General features: G+C 45.1%; 16 protein-coding genes and 1 pseudogene. 9 read left to right on the forward strand and 8 right to left on the reverse strand.

From position 1 onward, the window contains the following. Window positions 1-42 precede the first annotated feature (42 nt). The 6 genes from Q4Q57_RS06315 (at window position 43) to gcvP (ending at window position 8,078) form a co-directional block, all read left to right on the forward strand. Window positions 43-618: a UPF0149 family protein gene (locus Q4Q57_RS06315; RefSeq protein WP_012090203.1), complete on the forward strand. Its 576-nt coding sequence runs from the start codon at window positions 43-45 to the stop codon at window positions 616-618. A 205-nt stretch (window positions 619-823) separates the two neighbouring features. After that, window positions 824-2,050: a 2-octaprenyl-6-methoxyphenyl hydroxylase gene (gene ubiH / locus Q4Q57_RS06320; RefSeq protein ID WP_311890177.1), complete on the forward strand. Its 1,227-nt coding sequence runs from the start codon at window positions 824-826 to the stop codon at window positions 2,048-2,050. 44 nt (window positions 2,051-2,094) lie between these two features. After that, complete coding sequence (locus Q4Q57_RS06325) at window positions 2,095-3,303, forward strand: FAD-dependent monooxygenase (protein WP_311890178.1); 1,209 nt, start codon at window positions 2,095-2,097, stop codon at window positions 3,301-3,303. Between the two features lie 254 nt (window positions 3,304-3,557). Beyond that, window positions 3,558-4,652: a glycine cleavage system aminomethyltransferase GcvT gene (gcvT, locus tag Q4Q57_RS06330; protein ID WP_311890179.1), complete on the forward strand. Its 1,095-nt coding sequence runs from the start codon at window positions 3,558-3,560 to the stop codon at window positions 4,650-4,652. A gap of 25 nt (window positions 4,653-4,677) precedes the next feature. After that, complete coding sequence (gene gcvH / locus Q4Q57_RS06335) at window positions 4,678-5,067, forward strand: glycine cleavage system protein GcvH (RefSeq protein ID WP_006080188.1); 390 nt, start codon at window positions 4,678-4,680, stop codon at window positions 5,065-5,067. Window positions 5,068-5,189: 122 nt separating this feature from the next. After that, a complete protein-coding gene (gene gcvP / locus Q4Q57_RS06340; RefSeq protein WP_311890180.1) occupies window positions 5,190-8,078 on the forward strand; it encodes an aminomethyl-transferring glycine dehydrogenase in 2,889 nt (962 codons plus the stop codon). Window positions 8,079-8,336: 258 nt separating this feature from the next. On the opposite strand, the gene Q4Q57_RS06345 is transcribed toward gcvP, so the two are convergent. Next, window positions 8,337-8,654 carry a hypothetical protein gene (locus Q4Q57_RS06345; RefSeq protein WP_311890181.1) on the reverse strand — a complete coding sequence of 106 codons (318 nt, stop codon included), beginning with the start codon at window positions 8,652-8,654 and terminating at the stop codon, window positions 8,337-8,339. Window positions 8,655-9,392: 738 nt separating this feature from the next. On the opposite strand from Q4Q57_RS06345, the gene Q4Q57_RS06350 reads away from it, so the two are divergent. Next, entirely contained in the window at window positions 9,393-10,058 is a 666-nt protein-coding gene (locus Q4Q57_RS06350) for a hypothetical protein (protein ID WP_311890182.1), read from the forward strand. Between the two features lie 421 nt (window positions 10,059-10,479). Here Q4Q57_RS06350 and Q4Q57_RS06355 read toward each other — a convergent pair whose 3' ends face one another. From Q4Q57_RS06355 to Q4Q57_RS06370, 4 genes are all read right to left on the reverse strand, one after another. Continuing rightward, window positions 10,480-10,812 (reverse strand): hypothetical protein, encoded by a 333-nt coding sequence (locus Q4Q57_RS06355; RefSeq protein WP_311890183.1) that lies wholly within the window; start codon window positions 10,810-10,812, stop codon window positions 10,480-10,482. Window positions 10,813-10,815: 3 nt separating this feature from the next. Then, window positions 10,816-11,754 (reverse strand): hypothetical protein, encoded by a 939-nt coding sequence (locus Q4Q57_RS06360; protein WP_311890184.1) that lies wholly within the window; start codon window positions 11,752-11,754, stop codon window positions 10,816-10,818. Between the two features lie 35 nt (window positions 11,755-11,789). Next, window positions 11,790-12,860 (reverse strand): DUF6765 family protein, encoded by a 1,071-nt coding sequence (locus Q4Q57_RS06365; RefSeq protein ID WP_311890185.1) that lies wholly within the window; start codon window positions 12,858-12,860, stop codon window positions 11,790-11,792. 75 nt (window positions 12,861-12,935) lie between these two features. Further along, window positions 12,936-13,850 (reverse strand): nuclease-related domain-containing protein, encoded by a 915-nt coding sequence (locus Q4Q57_RS06370; RefSeq protein ID WP_311890186.1) that lies wholly within the window; start codon window positions 13,848-13,850, stop codon window positions 12,936-12,938. 352 nt (window positions 13,851-14,202) lie between these two features. Between Q4Q57_RS06370 and Q4Q57_RS06375 the strand changes: the two genes are divergently transcribed. Beyond that, window positions 14,203-15,018: an ABC transporter substrate-binding protein gene (locus Q4Q57_RS06375; RefSeq protein WP_311890187.1), complete on the forward strand. Its 816-nt coding sequence runs from the start codon at window positions 14,203-14,205 to the stop codon at window positions 15,016-15,018. 61 nt (window positions 15,019-15,079) lie between these two features. Here Q4Q57_RS06375 and Q4Q57_RS06380 read toward each other — a convergent pair. Beyond that, window positions 15,080-15,148, reverse strand: a pseudogene (locus Q4Q57_RS06380) (DUF3297 domain-containing protein); the annotation flags it as partial. Window positions 15,149-15,387: 239 nt separating this feature from the next. Between Q4Q57_RS06380 and thrS the strand changes: the two are divergent. Further along, complete coding sequence (gene thrS / locus Q4Q57_RS06385; RefSeq protein ID WP_311890188.1) at window positions 15,388-16,635, forward strand: threonine--tRNA ligase; 1,248 nt, start codon at window positions 15,388-15,390, stop codon at window positions 16,633-16,635. Window positions 16,636-16,727: 92 nt separating this feature from the next. Here the strand turns inward: thrS and Q4Q57_RS06390 are convergent, their stop codons facing one another. Further along, window positions 16,728-16,973, reverse strand: a complete 246-nt coding sequence (locus Q4Q57_RS06390; RefSeq protein ID WP_006080205.1) for a DUF3297 family protein — start codon at window positions 16,971-16,973, stop codon at window positions 16,728-16,730. Window positions 16,974-17,138: 165 nt separating this feature from the next. Then, on the reverse strand, window positions 17,139-17,765 hold the full coding sequence (locus Q4Q57_RS06395; RefSeq protein ID WP_311890189.1) for a short chain dehydrogenase: 627 nt from the start codon (window positions 17,763-17,765) through the stop codon (window positions 17,139-17,141). Window positions 17,766-17,795 lie beyond the last annotated feature (30 nt).

Below are 17,795 nucleotides of genomic sequence, written 5' to 3' on the forward strand. Positions count from 1 at the left end.
TCTGCTAGCATTGCTGCTGGAAAAATCTTATTGGGATCTGATATGGCAACCCCTCCTTCGTTACGTATCGACAGCTTAAAACTCGCCTTAGATGCGGCTGAAATCGGCCAACATCCGGTAGAAGTTCACGGTGCTTTAGTCGGTTTAATCTGCGGTGGTGTAGAACAAACTGGCGACACTTGGATCAAGCCTCTATTCGACCTGATGAACGATGGTCAACCTTTACCTGCGCAGTTGCACCAATTAGTGTGTGATTTGTTTAATGATTCTGTCGCGCGTTTAGTGGATTTTGAATTTGGTTTCATGCCGCTATTGCCTGAAGAAGAAGAGCCGCTCAGCCAACGTGTTGAAGCCTTGTCCCTTTGGACCCAAAGCTTTTTGACTGGCATGGCGATTATTCAGCCGAAACTGAATCAAGCCTCGGCAGAAGTGCGTGAAGTGATCAAAGACTTGGCGGAAATTGCTCAAGTGGAATTTGATGTCGCCGACGATGAAGAATCTGAAGCTGCTTACACTGAACTACTCGAGTTTGTGCGCATCGCCGCCATTATGTGTTACTCGGAGTTTGGTCCTGAGATCCCGCTTGGCGAGACTGACGATACAGCGGTGGTGCATTAATTTACCGCGATTGTTTAGCGCTTAAGTTTAGCGCTTAGGTTTAATGCTTAATAAGTTAACGCAGTAGTGGCTTCATTTGATATCAAAGGCGGGCAAACCTGCCTTTGAATCTATAGCACTGGTGTTTTTGAGTGCATAGCACTGATGTTTACATCTTTTATGTTTACATGCCTCAGTGCCATGCCAAAGCTTGAATGAGATCCCCATGACGGCCACAAATCACATGGATACTTCAGTTCAACACGTCGACATCGCGATTGTAGGCGGTGCGATGGCGGGGGCGACTCTCGCGTTGGCTCTCGCGCGTCTTTCTTTATCCGCAGCTAGGCCGCTTTCTATCGCCTTAATCGAGGCGCACCTTCCCGATAAACAACATCCCGGATTCGATGCTCGCTCCATCGCTATCGCTCATGGTTCTATTTTCGAATTATCCCGTCTAGGTCTCTGGCCAAAGCTCGCCCATTTGGGCACTGCGATTGAAAATATCCATGTGTCGGATCGCGGCCACTTTGGCATGACAGAACTCAATGCGGCGCAGTTTCATTTAGATGCCCTAGGCCAAGTGGTTGAGCTTGAACGAGTTGGCCAAGTGCTGTTTAACGAGTTGAACAAGAGCGAGGTAAAACTCTATTGCCCCGCCAAGCTTGCCCAAGTGGAACCCGCCATAGAAGGCCACACCTTAGTGCTCGACACGGGCGATCGCCTTCAAGCAAAACTCGTGGTCGCCGCCGATGGACTGCAATCCAAAGTGCGCAGCAGTTTTGCTTTGCCCGTGACCCAAGTGGCCTTCGAGCAAACCGCGATTATTGCCAATATTCAAACCGACAAGCCGCATCAACATTGGGCCTATGAGCGTTTTACCCAAACGGGTCCCTTAGCGTTATTGCCTATGGGCGATAGCCAAGGTCAACCTCGCTTATCACTGGTGTGGGCGCTCGATGATGCACGGGCTAAACAGATGCAAACCGCGCCTAAAGCGGAATTTTTAGCGGCGCTGCAACAGGCCTTTGGTTATCGAGCAGGCACGTTTATCGATGTCAGCGCGCGCCATGCGTATCCGCTTAATTTGTCCTATATGCCAAGGCCAATCCATCACAGATGTGTATTTATCGGCAATGCCGCGCAGACACTGCATCCTATTGCGGGGCAAGGCTTTAATTTAGGCCTGCGGGATGTAGTGAGCTTACTTGAGGTGCTCAAAACGGCGCTAGATCAGGGTGATGATATTGGCTCCGCCGCCGTGACCCATGCTTATCTCAATGCCCGTGAGCACGACAGAAACAGCACTATCCGCAATATCGAATTTTTAGTCCGTGGCTTTTCAAACCAATACTGGCCGATGGCGCTGGGTCGTAACTTAGGCTTGCGCTTATTATCTTGGTTTCCGCCACTTAAAACCCCCGTTGCTCAAAAGGCGATGGGCTGGAAATAACTCGCTTTTCATTACTGGTATCGCAACGCGAAAAGGATGTACCCATGTTAAGTTCACAAGCCTATGACATCGCCATTGTGGGTGGCGGCATGGTGGGACTCGCCACCGCGATTGGATTGGCGCAGGCCAATCTTAATATCGTCGTTATCGATGCGGGCCACACGGATGCCGTTGTCGGCGAGCCGCGTTTACGGGTGAGCGCCATCAATAAGGCGAGTCAGCGCTTGTTAGAAAACTTAGGTGCATGGACTTATTTAGACACTTCCCGCGCCACGCCTTATCAAAAAATGGCGGTGTGGGATAAAGACGGTTTCGGCAAAATTGCCTTTGACGCCAACAGCATCAGCGAAACCAGTCTCGGCGCGATTATCGAAAACGATGCCATTAGCTTTGCGCTGGCCAAACGCGTCGCTGAGTTTGACAATATCACTCATATTGAAAACCAACGCTTAGAACGCATTGCCTTTGGCGAGCGCGAAGCTTGGCTGACCCTCGCCAATGGCGACAACGTGAGTGCTGCCTTGGTAATCGCTGCCGATGGCGCTAATTCTTGGGTGCGTGAGCAATGTAAGATCCCGCTGACCTTTTGGGATTACGGCCACCACGCAATCGTCGCGACGATCCGCACCGAAATGCCGCACCTTGCCACCGCCCGCCAAGTGTTTTTAAAGGACGGCCCGTTAGCATTTTTACCTTTGTATGAAGACAATCTCTGCTCCATCGTTTGGTCGGTGCCGCCTGAGCGCGCCAATGAATTATTGGCAATGGATAAAGTGCAATTTGAGCGCAACTTAACCGCGGCGTTCGATGGTCGTTTAGGGATTTGCCAGCTGGAAAGCGAGCGCCAAGCCTTCCCATTACGGATGCGCTACGCCCGCCATTTTGCCCGCCACCGTTTAGTGTTGGCAGGCGACGCCGCCCACACTATCCATCCACTGGCGGGCCAAGGGGTTAACCTCGGCTTTTTAGATGCGGCCAGCATCATCGAAGTCATCAGTGAATTACAGCAAGCGGGTAAGGATATCGGTGATTATGCCGAGCTGCGCGCCCTAGAGCGTTGGCGTAAAGCCGATGCAATGGAGATGATTGCGGCGATGGAAGGCTTTAAACGCTTATTCGAAGGGACGAATCCGCTGAAAAAAGCGATCCGCGATCTGGGCTTAAATCTGGTTGATAATGTCGCTGGGCTGAAAACAGTGTTCATACAACAGGCCATGGGCAATAAGTCGGCGCTGCCTAAGTTATGTCGTTAGCCTCGGTTGCGCTAATGTGATCAGAATTGCCGCTAATATCAGCATATTGACTGCAAGCTGCGCAAATCTGGTCTTCGCATGTAAAAAAATTACATGTTAAAGATGAGAAAATCTAATGACACTGACTTCGGATTAGAAAAATCTCCTGTATACAAATTTGTGACGCAAGGTATAATTTCGCCGCATTTTAGACCCTAGTATCTACACCCTACACTAGGCAGAGACCTGAAAAAGGCCGCAAAAAAGGGATAACAATGGCTAACAAAACTATTCTGTTTAACAAGCACTTAGAATCAAACGCTAAGATGGTCGACTTCCACGGTTGGGACATGCCTCTCAACTATGGTTCACAAATCGAAGAACACAATGCCGTGCGTCAAGACGCGGGTATGTTCGACGTTTCCCACATGACTGTGGTTGATGTGATAGGTAACGACGCTTGTGCATTTCTGCGTAAGTTGCTGGCAAACGATGTGGCTAAGCTTAAAGTTCCAGGTAAAGCCTTATACGGCGGCATGTTAGACGAAAATGCTGGCGTCATCGACGACCTCATCACTTACTACCTCACTGACACTAACTACCGCGTGGTAGTGAACTCAGCGACCCGCGAAAAAGATCTCGCTTGGATCGCCAAGCAATCCCAAGGTTTTGATGTCACTGTGACTGAGCGTCCAGAACTGGCGATGATCGCCGTTCAAGGTCCTAACGCTAAAGCGAAAGCCGCTGCCGTGCTCAGTGTCGAGCAAAACGCCGCCATCGAAGGCATGAAACCTTTCTTCGGCAAGCAAGCCGGTTCTCTGTTTATTGCGACAACGGGTTACACAGGCGAAGCGGGCTACGAAATTATCGTCCCAGAAGATGAAGCCCAAGCCATGTGGCAAGCATTGTTAGAGCAAGGGGTTAAACCTTGTGGTCTCGGTGCCCGTGACACTCTGCGTCTCGAAGCCGGTATGAATCTCTACGGCTTAGACATGGACGAAACCATCAACCCATTGGCCGCCAACATGGGCTGGACCATAGCATGGGAACCGAGCGATCGTGACTTCATCGGCCGTAAAGCCCTAGAAGCCCTGCGCGATGCCGGAACCAGCAAACTTGTTGGTCTAGTGATGGAAGAAAAGGGCGTGTTACGCCATGATATGCCAGTATTTTTCACTGACGCAGTCGGTGTAGAGCAACAAGGCGTGATTACCAGCGGTACTTTCTCGCCAACATTGGGCTATTCTATTGCGATGGCACGTGTTCCTAGCTCGATTGGGGATACTGCGGAAGTCGAAATGCGTAAAAAACGTGTGGCTGTTAGAGTAGTGGCGCCAAACTTTGTGCGCAACGGTAAACAAGCATTTTAAAAAAACGGAACAAGGAACAAGAACAATGAGCAATATTCCGACAGAACTGAAATACGCCTCTTCACACGAATGGATCCGCAAGGAAGAAGACGGCAGCTACACAGTAGGTATCACTGAGCACGCCCAAGAGCTGTTAGGTGACATGGTTTTCGTTGAACTTCCAGAAGTTGGCGACACTGTAACAGCTGGTGAAGACTGTGCTGTAGCTGAATCAGTAAAAGCGGCGTCTGACATTTATGCCCCAATTTCTGGCGAAGTGATTGCCGTGAACGAAGCGCTGGAAGATTCTCCAGAACTCGTTAACAGCAGCGCTTACGGCGAAGGCTGGTTCTTCCGCGTAATGCCTTCTGACGAATCAGAAGTCGACGCCCTGCTGGATGCCGAAGGCTACCAAGCTGTAATCGACGAAGATTAATCGTCGACGCTAACGAAGCCCTGAGGGGCTTCGTTTGTTTTAGCGCAAGATTGACATAACAACAGCCCGTTAATCAGTACCCTACAGTTCTGAATTTCGGCAAATCTGGAACAAGGTTTATCATGACCAAGCAAACCCTTACTCAGTTAGAACAGCACGATTTATTCTTACGTCGTCATATCGGCCCAGATAGTAACCAACAGCAAGCGATGCTGAATTTTGTTGGTGCTGAGTCACTGGAAGATCTGACCGCGCAAATCGTGCCTGAGTCGATCCGTTTAAGCCAAGACCTGAGCATTGGTGATTCCTGCGGCGAAGCCGAAGGCATTGCCTACATTCGTGGTTTAGCGGACCAAAACCAAGTATTTAAGAGCTACATAGGTATGGGTTACTACGGCACTCAAGTGCCAAACGTGATCCTGCGTAACGTATTTGAAAACCCAGGTTGGTACACGGCTTACACGCCATATCAGCCAGAAATCGCCCAAGGCCGTTTAGAAGCCATTCTAAACTTCCAACAAGTGTCGATGGACTTAACGGGTTTAGATTTGGCTTCTGCTTCTTTACTAGATGAAGCAACCGCTGCTGCCGAAGCGATGGCGCTGGCAAAGCGTGTTTCTAAAGCGAAAAAAGCCAATATCTTCTTCGTTGCCGATGATGTGTTCCCGCAAACCTTAGACGTAGTAAAAACTCGCGCTGAGTGTTTTGGTTTTGAAGTGGTGGTTGGCCCTGCAAGCGAAGCCGTTAACTACGAGCTGTTTGGTGCTTTGTTCCAATATACTAACCGTTTCGGTCAAATCACTGACTTCACCGAATTATTCGCAACTCTGCGTGCGAAGAATGTGATTGTGACTGTCGCCGCCGACATTATGTCTTTGGTATTACTGAAATCACCGGGCTCTATGGGCGCCGATGTGGTATTTGGTAGTGCACAGCGTTTTGGCGTGCCAATGGGCTTTGGTGGTCCACACGCGGCTTTCTTCGTTGCCCGTGACGAACACAAACGTTCTATGCCTGGCCGTATCATTGGCGTGTCAAAAGACGCCCGTGGTAACCGCGCACTGCGTATGGCGATGCAAACTCGCGAACAACATATCCGCCGCGAAAAAGCCAACTCAAACATTTGTACTGCACAAATTTTATTAGCGAACATGGCGTCTTTCTACGCCGTATTCCACGGCCCAGATGGCCTGAAAACCATCGCGTCACGCATTAACCGTTTTGCCGATATTTTAGCGGCAGGTTTACAAGCGAAGGGCGTGAGCTTAGTCAACAGCACTTGGTTTGATACCATCAGCATCAAAGGCTTAGATGTTGCTGCCGTTAATGCACGCGCACTGGCTGCTGAAATGAACCTACGTTTCGATACCGACGGCACTGTGGGCGTGAGTTTAGATGAAACCACATTGCGCACAGATATCGACGCCTTGTTTGATGTGATCTTAGGTGCTGGCCATGGTTTAGATGTTGCCGCGTTAGACGCGCAAATCGTGAGCCAAGGTAGCCAATCGATTCCTGCTGCACTCGTGCGCCAAGATGCGATTTTAAGCCACCCGACGTTCAATCGCTATCAAAGCGAAACCGAGATGATGCGTTATATCAAACGTCTCGAAAGCAAAGACTTAGCACTTAACTACTCGATGATTTCACTGGGCTCATGCACCATGAAGTTAAACGCAGCGGTTGAAATGCTCCCTGTGAGCTGGCCAGAATTTGCCAACATGCACCCATTCAGCCCACTGGACCAAGCTAAAGGCTACACCCAGTTGATTGAAGAGTTGTCGACTTGGTTAGTGAACATCACAGGCTACGACGCCGTGTGTATCCAACCTAACTCAGGCGCTCAAGGTGAATACGCAGGCTTGTTAGCCATCAAGAAATACCATGAGTCACGTGGCGATGCGCACAGAAACATCTGTTTGATCCCGCAATCTGCCCACGGTACTAACCCTGCATCGGCGCAATTAGCCGGTATGCAAGTGGTGGTGACGGCGTGTGACAAGCAAGGTAACGTCGATTTAGAAGATCTAAAGACCAAAGCCGCCGAAGTGGCTGAAAACCTGTCTTGCATCATGATCACTTACCCATCGACCCACGGTGTGTATGAAGAATCTATCCGCGAAATCTGCGACATAGTGCATCAGCACGGCGGTCAAGTGTACTTAGACGGCGCCAACATGAACGCGCAGGTTGGCTTAACGTCTCCTGGCTTTATTGGTGCCGACGTATCACACCTTAACTTGCATAAAACCTTCGCTATTCCACACGGCGGCGGTGGCCCAGGTATGGGCCCAATCGGCGTGAAATCGCACTTAGCTCCATTTGTTGCTGGTCACGTTGTGGTTAAACCGGGCCGTGAAAGTGATCACAACGGTGCAGTATCTGCTGCACCTTACGGTAGCGCTGGTATTCTGCCCATCAGCTGGATGTACATTAAGCTGTTAGGTTCTCAAGGCCTGAAAAAGTCGACCCAAACTGCACTGTTAAACGCTAACTACGTGATGAAGAAGCTGTCTGAACACTACCCAGTATTGTTCCGTGGCCGTAACGATCGCGTGGCGCACGAATGTATTATCGACCTACGCCCACTGAAAGAAGCCTCTGGCGTGACCGAAATGGATATCGCTAAGCGTTTGAATGACTACGGTTTCCACGCACCAACCATGAGCTTCCCTGTTGCGGGAACCCTGATGATTGAGCCGACGGAATCTGAGTCTAAGGTGGAACTCGATCGTTTCATCGACGCTATGGTGTCAATCCGCGCTGAAATCGCCAAAGTGGAATCAGGTGAATGGCCAGTGGACAACAACCCGCTGCACAACGCACCGCACACTATGGCTGATATCATGGACCCAGAGTTTGATACGCGTCCATACAGCCGCGAAGTGGCCGTGTTCCCAAGTGCAGCAGTACGTACTAACAAGTTCTGGCCAACTGTGAATCGTATTGATGACGTTTACGGCGACCGTAACCTAATGTGTTCGTGTGCACCATTATCAGACTACGAGTAATTGCTGGTTTGGGCTTGCGACAGCAAGCCCTTGCTAAGAGTTAGCTTCGGCTACGACGCAATTATGAACGTTAAAAAGCGACCTTTCGGTCGCTTTTTTATTACCTAAAATCTTGTTGCGAATTGTCATAAGGTGCTAATTAACTTTTAAGTTGCTGATAGCACTGTGCTGCTAATTGCTTGCCGCAGGCTCTCGCACTGTTACACCAGTGACTCGCTGTAAATACATCCCTGTAAGCTCTACTAAAACATCCATGTTTTAGAAGGTCACTGGTGCAACAATGCTGTATTTGGTGTAACCATTGAGTGAAGAGTTATATCTGCCCTGTTTTTCGCTTACTGAGCTATTTAGAAGAAGCGAATTAATACCAATTGTCTTGTTGTGCTTGGTTAGAACAAAAATTGCTTTGAACGAATTGCCCATTCCTTGTGTCTCTGCAGCGATACTCTCCACTGCCAGGGAGAAAATCCCACGCAGTATCATAGTCGCAATAATACCCCTTGCATGAAACGTCCGAGTAATTTGACCTGCTTTGAGAAGCGACAGAGTAGTTTGAACCACCTTGCGATGCATCATAAGCGATTGCAACTACTCCTAATACAACTACCGGGAGCATAATCGTATTGAAGATACTGAATTCTTCGTTGTAAGCAAGGTCCTCCTCGCCAGTATAAAAGTTGCGACTGGTAGTACATCCTGAAACAGCAAGTGCGAGAGCAATCCCAACAACTAAGATCCTAATTCGATACAAAACAAAAGACTCCATAATAAACGGTACGGGATTCTATCGTCAGTTTAAATGTAGCTATTTGATTTAAAACAAAGAAAATGGCTTATTGGGTGGGTTTGAGTTTTAATTCGCCAGATCTCAATAGATCGACAAATATGTCGGATATTCTAAATATATTATTATTAGACGAAGATTATTTTTGCTCAATTTTAAAGCAAGTAAAAGTCCGCATTTATGTTTTATGTGTATTATCTCTGACGAGTTTAGTCGTGCGAATGGCCTATTTTGTAGCTTCTGGCAACTGTACTTCCCAATTGCCTGCCGCAGGCTTTTGCATTCTTTTATATAAGTTACACCAGTGACACGCCGTGCTTATGTTTAAATAAAATCGCTCTGAAGGCTATACTGAAACATCCATGTTTTAGAAGGTCACTGGTGCAACAATGCTGTATTTGGTGTAACCATTGAGTGAAGAGTTATGCCTGTCCAGTTTTTATCAGTTGAATGATAAATGTAATGTATCTGTTTTTGTGATTGGATTTATGGTATTTATCAAGTGTCAATATTAAATGTTTAGAGGATATATGGATATTGTAATCCCTGAGATCGCGAAAGAAAATGCAATTACTTTTGGTATTTTCTTAACTGCTGCACTGATAGGTGTCGCAATCAAGATAGTGAGAGGTCTAATTGATTTTTATGAAGATGTGCTCATTAAAAGATATTTTAAAAGACTAAATTCTCTAAAGGAGCATGTTGAAGTTGATTCTACGATTAGTAAGTATTTAAACTCATTAAGAGAATATGAAGTTTTTAGATTAGCATCAGGTATTAGAGTGGCTCCAGAGAAAGCCAAAGTTTTAATGGATATTTATATTCTGGGAGTTGCAAGTAATTTTGAACTTAAAAGAGTATCGCCTTTCCTTAAACCTGAAAATACGAAGATTTTGGTTGATGTTAACTGGATAGATAAATTGCTATTCACTTATTCGTTCATTGCAGCAATTTTTTTAATGATAGCAGGCATGTTGATTGGTTTTCCTTACTTTGTTATAGGTGGAGGGGCAGAGTCCACTACAGGTCTATTTATCATGGTAATTTTTGTGATGGTCGCAGCGATAGTAGGTAGAGACTTCAGGACATATCGTATTTTAAAGCGTGTAAGTGAAAGATTGACAGAGTTGGATATGCTTATTAATCCTGATGAAAAGATATTGTGGAGTTTTGATTATCGTTCTAATCCTTCATAAAATTTCAAAATTTTATGGCTTTTTCTATTGTTTGATCTTCTGTAGGTTAAATAATTTTCAAGACTTATGTGGAGTGATTTTTAGATTGGTTTTGTTAAGGTGATTGTTGTATATATTTGCAAGAGAGTATAAGTATTGAGTTAAATATAAATTTCTTTAAAAGTTTTATGAAATTTATGTATAAATATATGTGGTAAAATCAGGTTTTTACCACATATAACTACAGTATATTTTGCAGATATTTTACAATGTTACACCTGTGACATGCTATGAAGCCTATCCTTGTAGGCTCTACTAAAACATCCATGTTTTAGTAGGACACTGCTGCAAAAATGCTGTGTCTGGTGCAACTGTTGCGTGATAAGCTATTCTATATTGACTTTTACTTTAAACTCAAATAATTGAGTGACAGTAAAATAGCTTATAAAAACTTACCCAATAATTCAAATATTTTGTCAATTGCATTAGCAACTTGAGCAAAACATTTGACTTTATTTTCAGCATTTTTTAAAGATTCTCTTGCATCTTTTGCTTGATTAATAAGTTTTTTGATACTTTCTTGACCAATAGCATGAAGGTGTGAGTTTTGTTTAATTATTGCAGCATGATAGGCATAGATTTTATCCCCCAGTTGTTCACATTTCAATAATAGCACTTCTTCCTCTGGATCGACTATAACTGAACTGAGATAGCTTTGAAGCTCCTCGTACATGCTTTTCAACTCTAAGTATGCGGTATCGTGGTTGTTGTCCATTTATTAATCCTTAATTCTATCGCGAAATTCTTTGATATCATCGATCTGGGTCTTAGTTGATTTGAGAGCTTTCTTGAACGCATCTTTAGTTAGATCGTCATCGCTTTTTAAAGATATGACTATGGATTGGTTTAAAGTTTGAATAGCATTCAATGCAGATTCGAGCTTTAAAAATTTTGCATTTAGGCCATTTAATTTAGCTTTGATTTCATAGGCTTTTTTGTAGGCATTTATCCTTTCTTCTAAAGAATGATAGAAGGTAACACATCGCTTATCTTCACTTTCATCACAACGGTTAGGATTATTTAGTAGATACAAGCGGATCCTTAACTCTTTTTCCAATGAAACTTTAGTTGCTTCTTTCCAAGACCCTAACTCATCCCTTAATGATTTGAATGAAATTTGAATAATAGTTTCTGAATCAATTATAACTTTCTTGAGTAAGTCATACCGTATTTTCTCTGTGTAAGCTCGAGCGAGAGCATTCGCACTTGTTGATAGTAATTCAATATCTTTGGAATCAATATTATTGGATTGAGGTATTTTTGATAAAGAAATCAACGATGAGTTTAATTTTTCCGAGTATTTGTCCAACTCCTCATTTCGATCTTCCGTCGCTAGCAGGTAAATACTCTGAGAAAAAATCTGTAAATTTTGAAGTAGAGCTTCTTGACCTGTATTTTCAATTGTAGAGATGTTTAACCCTGTTTCTGTTATTCCATCCCTTGTAGCTTTTGCCAGCTCAGCATTTATTCGCGCTTCATCGGCAGATTCATATACACCCATCAGAGCTTCTTGAACCTGAGTTGATTGCTTGGCATATTCGCTGATCATGGTAATTGATTCGTTCGAGGTACAGCCAGCTAAGCAAATTACAGCAAGTGAAACTAATATATCAATTCGTAATTTTGAAACTTTTAAAATATCAAACCATGTATCCATATTTTAAACCTTCTGATTTTCTGTGAGATTTTGCACTAAGCGATACAGATGCCATATTTTGGTAGCACATCTCTGATGACTTCTAAGCGATATGTTTTTAGGGCGTCGTGAAAGAGCTTCCAATCTGAATTAAGGAATGATTCAGAGTATTGATATACCAATTTATCACCCTGCATGAAACCTGGTCCCCTTGCCAGTTCTTTCCAGCTATTCTTCCCGTTTTTATCAAAAGGTAAGTCAACTGGTGCAAATCCAAACTTTCCTTCTCGTAAACATTTAATCCATTCTTGATGGCGAATCTCGCCATCTTCATTGTCAATTGCTGAAAGGGCTTTTTCTATATTTTCAAGCTGTTCAAGTGACAATCCTGGTTGGTTTTCGATATTCATATTTAGGTCGTTACTTTTCCAACACTGTAGTGCTTTACACATCGCGTTAGCAGCTTGTAGGAATATTTTAGTATTGTCTCTTTCTACCGTTTCCCCATCGCCATTTGAGTATGTCCAAGAAGCATAAGGTCGATCTGGAAAAGATAGTGCTGCACCATGTCCAAGAGGAGAAGAGGCTGAAATTCCATCACTTAACAAATCATCTTTGATTCGTTGTAATAACGAACTAATAGGAGATTTTAGGTTATTCACTTTGTTATAGTCGTGGATAACTCCTGCAAAACCTTGGTGGGCAAAAGTGTCCGCATAAACGTGCATTGCTACTCCCATCAGTTGTGCTGCATATGGCTTGTTCCAATGTGTCGCTACCATTCTCAGCATATCTCTTGCTACAGGGCTATCGGGTTTGCAGATTAATCGATATATAAACCGGCCCTCAGGTGTCACATCTGAAGGATTCCCTTGGTTGCCAGGTAGAAAATGGAATGGTATCCAAACTAGGTGATTTGCAAGTTCTTGAGTGTTTCTATAATCCAGCATTTTGTGGGCGGATACTATGCGATCATACATTGCACCATTATCAAAGTGGATTGGTTCATCATTTGTTGCCTCATCAACATATTGCGCAGAATAAGCGACTTTCTCAGCTAGATCATGAGCAATACCTGCGTAGCGAGCAACTATATAAGTTAAAGTGTGGTGTCCATCGATTTGCATTAGTGCCTCCTGTAGGATTTCGGGAAATATTTAACACATAGTTTAGGGTTGATGAAAAATGACCTTTTGGCTTTCTCATTTTCCCGCCTCGCTTTTACTTAGGCATCTTTGGGCGACTTGGTAGATGATGGAGTCGACTTGTTGTTGGGTAAGATCTTGGGTTTTCAGTTTTGGGATCGTGCCGACTAATTGTTTGTGGTTGAGGATCGGCAGCGGCGGTTTTGACTGACTGGTGACATACCAGCCGGGGAATACTAGGACTGGGGTTGATGATACTGGTGCCCCTGTTGCCTTGGTTAACCATTGGCTGACCCACTTGGCCTGACGCTCGGCTTGTTCTATGGGTTTGGTTTCTGTCCACGAGGGGAAATTTAAGCGCCCGTCTTTGTAAAATACTTCATAGCCTTTTTTGCTAGAGCCTCCGCCATTGCCATTGGTTTGGCGTAGGTCTTTATTGCGCTTATGGCGGCCTTTGGTTTCAATTGCGAATACGCCATTTTTGCCGATTACGAGGTGGTCGATGTTAAAGCCGTCGGCTTGGACATCGTGAAACACTTGATAACCCAATGCTTGTAAGCCGATAAGCTCATTGGCTGTGGCAATTTCTGCTGTATGACCTAGGCGTAATTTGGTGAGCTTTGAAAAGAGTTTCCAGGTTTTAATACCGAAGTAAATTACTCCTATTAAACCTGTTAAGGCGAACAACCAAGGGAATTTTCCGACTGTGATATCCGCTTGGATGCTGCTGGCGGCAAATGGAAGGCAAACAATCAATAGTCCCATCATCATGCAGCCGATTAAATCTAATTGCAGATCATGGATTTGCTCTTGTAAGCCATAGGCGGGGATACGGGTCAGTTGCTCACGATCAACGGGCAGCTTGACGGTTGCATCGCGATGTTTGAGCAATACATACATCACACCCACTGTGACAAGAAGGCCAGACAGAAGTATCCCGTAGGATAAAAGAATGCTGCTGAAATCGGTCATTTACGTCCCTGAAGTAATGCGAGTCAATAGTTAACCCGATGACATAACCCGCTAATAAAATGTACTTATTATTTTGGAAAGTGGTGGCAGACTTGTCTGCTTAGAGTTTGGGCGCACATTGCTGATTTGCTTCTTCTTCCCTAAATGGCGTGCTCGATGATTGAGTTCGAGTTTGCCCTGCATTTTCCTTAAGTGGTCACACTTTTTACTTTGTGGTCACACTTTAACCCGCTCTGTGCAGTTTAATCAATGCGCTTTATCACAATTACAGGCTGGGCCTATGTTTTATGCACTTTAGTTTTCGATTTTTTGAGTTATGCTAAATGCAACATATAAATTCGCGGGCATCTCTATGTATTTTAAAAGTATCCTTGTTTCGTTGCCTTCTGTTTACGCAATTTTGTGTGTGCTTGGTTGTGGTTTTTTCGCGGACATCATTGTCGCCGCTGAGCTGCAATCGGCTCCTTTTTCTAAAGTGCTGCGTGCCGATTTTCGGCATCGTCCTCCTGAGATGGTGCTTGATGAGCAGACTAATACTATGACGAGTCCATTAAAGGATATTCTTGAGGAAGCGGCGGCTAAGGTCGGTTATCGCGTCGAATGGAGCGCGCGTCCTTTTGCACGCAGCATTCATGAGTTGCGGGTCGGAACGGTCGATATTGTGCCGCGCACCATACGAGACGATGAACGAGAGGCATTTGTACGGTTTCTTGGTCCTATCGCCACGCAAACTCGTGATATTTTGTTTCTCGTAAAAGCCGGCGAGGAAGGACGGATTAAGTCCTATGAGGATTTGTATCAGGTTACTGTAGGGGTTAAACGGGGCACAGTTTATTTTGAGCGTTTTAATACAGATCCCGCGCTACGTAAAATTGAGTCTACCGATGATGAAAACATGGCTCGCATGTTTATCATGGGGCGTTTTGACACTATGGTGGTGCTCGATCGTGCCGCCATTGAGAATGCCTTCAAGCAGCTCGGTTACGATCGTTTTAGCTATGCCGATTACCGTCAGTCGAATCGGATCGAACATTATTTTGGTATGTCCCGTAACTCTACCCATGCTGCTATTTTCGATGAACTTAATCGGGCGCTGCTTGATATGGCTGCATCGGGCCGTGTAAAACAGATTTACCAGGCCTATGGTTTAGCCGCAGAAGTAGAATAGGCAAACAAAAACGGCCAATATTAATTGGCCGTTGTTATGATCCCGCTCTTTGCGCTAAAGCTTAACGATAAAAGGCTTCAACTGTGCCTTTTACTGTGAGCAAAAGAGGTTGGCCGCGACGGTCCAATAATTCATTATGGATGGCCATTTATTTTGTCTTTATTTTGTCTTTATTTTGTCTGTCATTTATTTTTTTATAAACAAAATGCTTGCTGCGATAGGGATGATTTGTTATTACTGGCGCATGAAAAAAATATACGTAAGCGCAATTAACACCACCACTACCACCACGAGAATTCTCGGGGGGTAGTTTTTTGCGTCTTTAAAAAAACCCTCTGAGCGAAATCGCCAGAGGGTTTTTTTGTACCTTTGTTTTGTATTTCGCTCAGGTTTTACTCAGATTTTACTCAGGAGAGAATGATGAAAACACATCGCGAAATTGCAGAACAACTTGACCTATTTCACTCTGAACCACAGGCGCCGGGTATGATTTTTTGGCACCCGAATGGCTGGGCGTTATTCCGAGATATTCAAGAGCACATGAGGCGCGTGTATCGCCGAAATGGTTTTGAGGAAGTGAACACGCCTGTTTTTATGAAGAAGGAGTTATGGCAAACATCTGGGCATATGGACATGTTTGTAGACAACATGTTTTTCGGTGGCGGAAAGGAAAACATCGATGAATATGTGTTAAAACCCATGTCTTGTCCTGCCCATATTTTGCTGTTTAAGCGCGGAGTACATAGCCATAGAGATTTGCCTCTGCGACTATTTGAGTTTGGCTTGGTGCACCGTAATGAATCCTCTGGCTCGTTAAATGGTTGCCTGCGCGCACGCCAGTTCACTCAGGATGATGCCCATGTTTTTTGCTGTTGGTCTCAGGCAGAGGAGGAGATACGTGGTTTTCTCCAACGTGCAAAGCAGGTTTATGGTGATTACGGCTACCATAATTTAGACGTAAAAATATCGACTAAACCTGAGAAGGCATTAGGCAGCGATGAGCAATGGTGCCGAGCACAAAAGCTATTGGATTCAGCCTGCCATAGTGAGGGCTTTGATGCTGAGTATCAAGCTGGTGAAGGGGCTTTCTATGGCCCCAAAATTGAACTGTCACTGACAGATTCTATGGGAAGACGCTGGCAGTGTGGCACTATCCAGTTTGATTTTAATTTGCCTGAAAGATTCGATGTTCAGTACACAAACGAGCAAGGTGAATTCGAACGGCCAGTGATTATGCACCAAGCTATGTATGGCTCTATCGAGCGTTGGCTGGGGATTCTCTTGGAAGTCTCACAGGGTAACCTGCCGGATTGGTTGCATCCCGTGCCTGTTGCTATCGCTTCAGTGAATGAGTCAAACAGCCAATTTGTCCGTCAGTTAGCCGCACTATGTTTAGCACGAGACATGCGAGTGTTGGTTGATATCAGTCAAAACTCAGTTGCCCGCAAAATGAAACGCTTTCACAAGCAAAAAGTGCCTTACATCTTAACGGTTGGGGATAAGGAAGAAGCCGAGAAGTGTGTGTCAGTTAAGTGCCGCAAAGATGGTGTTATGACTCACATCCCTCTTGCTGAATTAGCTGACTATCTTGCGGATAAACTAGTTCGAAAACAATAATATAAGGGGAATGGTGTTTGCTATTTAAGGCTAGCTAGGGTTCCCACGGCTAGCCTTTACTCATTTTATGATCCTGCTCTTTGCGCTAAAGCTTAACGATAAAACGCTTCTACTGTGCCTTTTACTGTGAGTAAAAGTGGTTGGCCGCGACGGTCTAAGGATTTGCTTGGTACTTTTACCCAACCTTCACTGATGCAATATTCTTCGACATCAAAACGCTCTTTGCCGTTGAGCTTAATACCGATATCGTGCTCGAAAATTTCTGCCACATGGTGTGGGCTGCGTGGGTTAACGGAAAGGCGATCCGGTAAAGCAGGTAATGATGTTGTGTCGGTCATGGTCGTGATCTGTCGTTGTCTATAGTGAAAAAGCGTGCGCTATTGTAGGCAATCCCAGCGCAACGCTCAAGACTTTAACTGTGACTGATTACGCGCCTTGCGTTACAAGGTTAGGTTGTCCTGTTAGGGCACAGCTGTTAGGGCATTGCAGTTAGGACACTGCTGTTAGGGCAAGACTGCACCGCAGCAGGAAAAGGCTTTCAGCACTCGGCCGTTTTCTCTGCCCATGACTGAGCGCAAATAAACCTTGGCTAATGTGTCGGCATTGATTGCACTAAAACCGGGGAAATAGTCCTGATAGCTCGCTAACGACTCGCTTAATACCGTTGGGCTGACAATGTTTATTCGCTGCTGCGCAGGTAATTCTCCCGCGACGGCGGTAACAAAATGCTCAAGTGCGCCATTGATTGTGGCTGCACTGATGCCATCTTTTACTGGGACATCGGCAATAATGCCACTGGTCAGTGTAAAACTCCCCCCAGCGTTGAGGTATTGGCTACCTATTTGCACTAACTGTATCTGCCCCAATAACTTACTTTGGAGCCCTGTATACCAGTCTGCTTGAGTCATAGCGTTGAAGGGTTTAAACACGACGTCACCCATGGCCGAAATCATTGCATCGACTTTACCGATTTTTTCTAGCCCTTGTTTAAGTGAATGTTCATCCCGAATGTCTATCAGGACATCCCCCGTTGTTCGCCCTACCTGAATCACTTCATGCTGAGTTGAATGAAATAAGCGGACTATGGCTTGTCCGATTGTGCCTGATGCACCCACAACGACTATTTTCATGACATGCTCCTAAATTGAATACGAATTGAG

Origin of the sequence: Shewanella sp. SP2S2-6, from assembly GCF_031931965.1 — a bacterium.
GTDB classification, from domain to species: Bacteria; Pseudomonadota; Gammaproteobacteria; order Enterobacterales; family Shewanellaceae; genus Shewanella; species Shewanella baltica.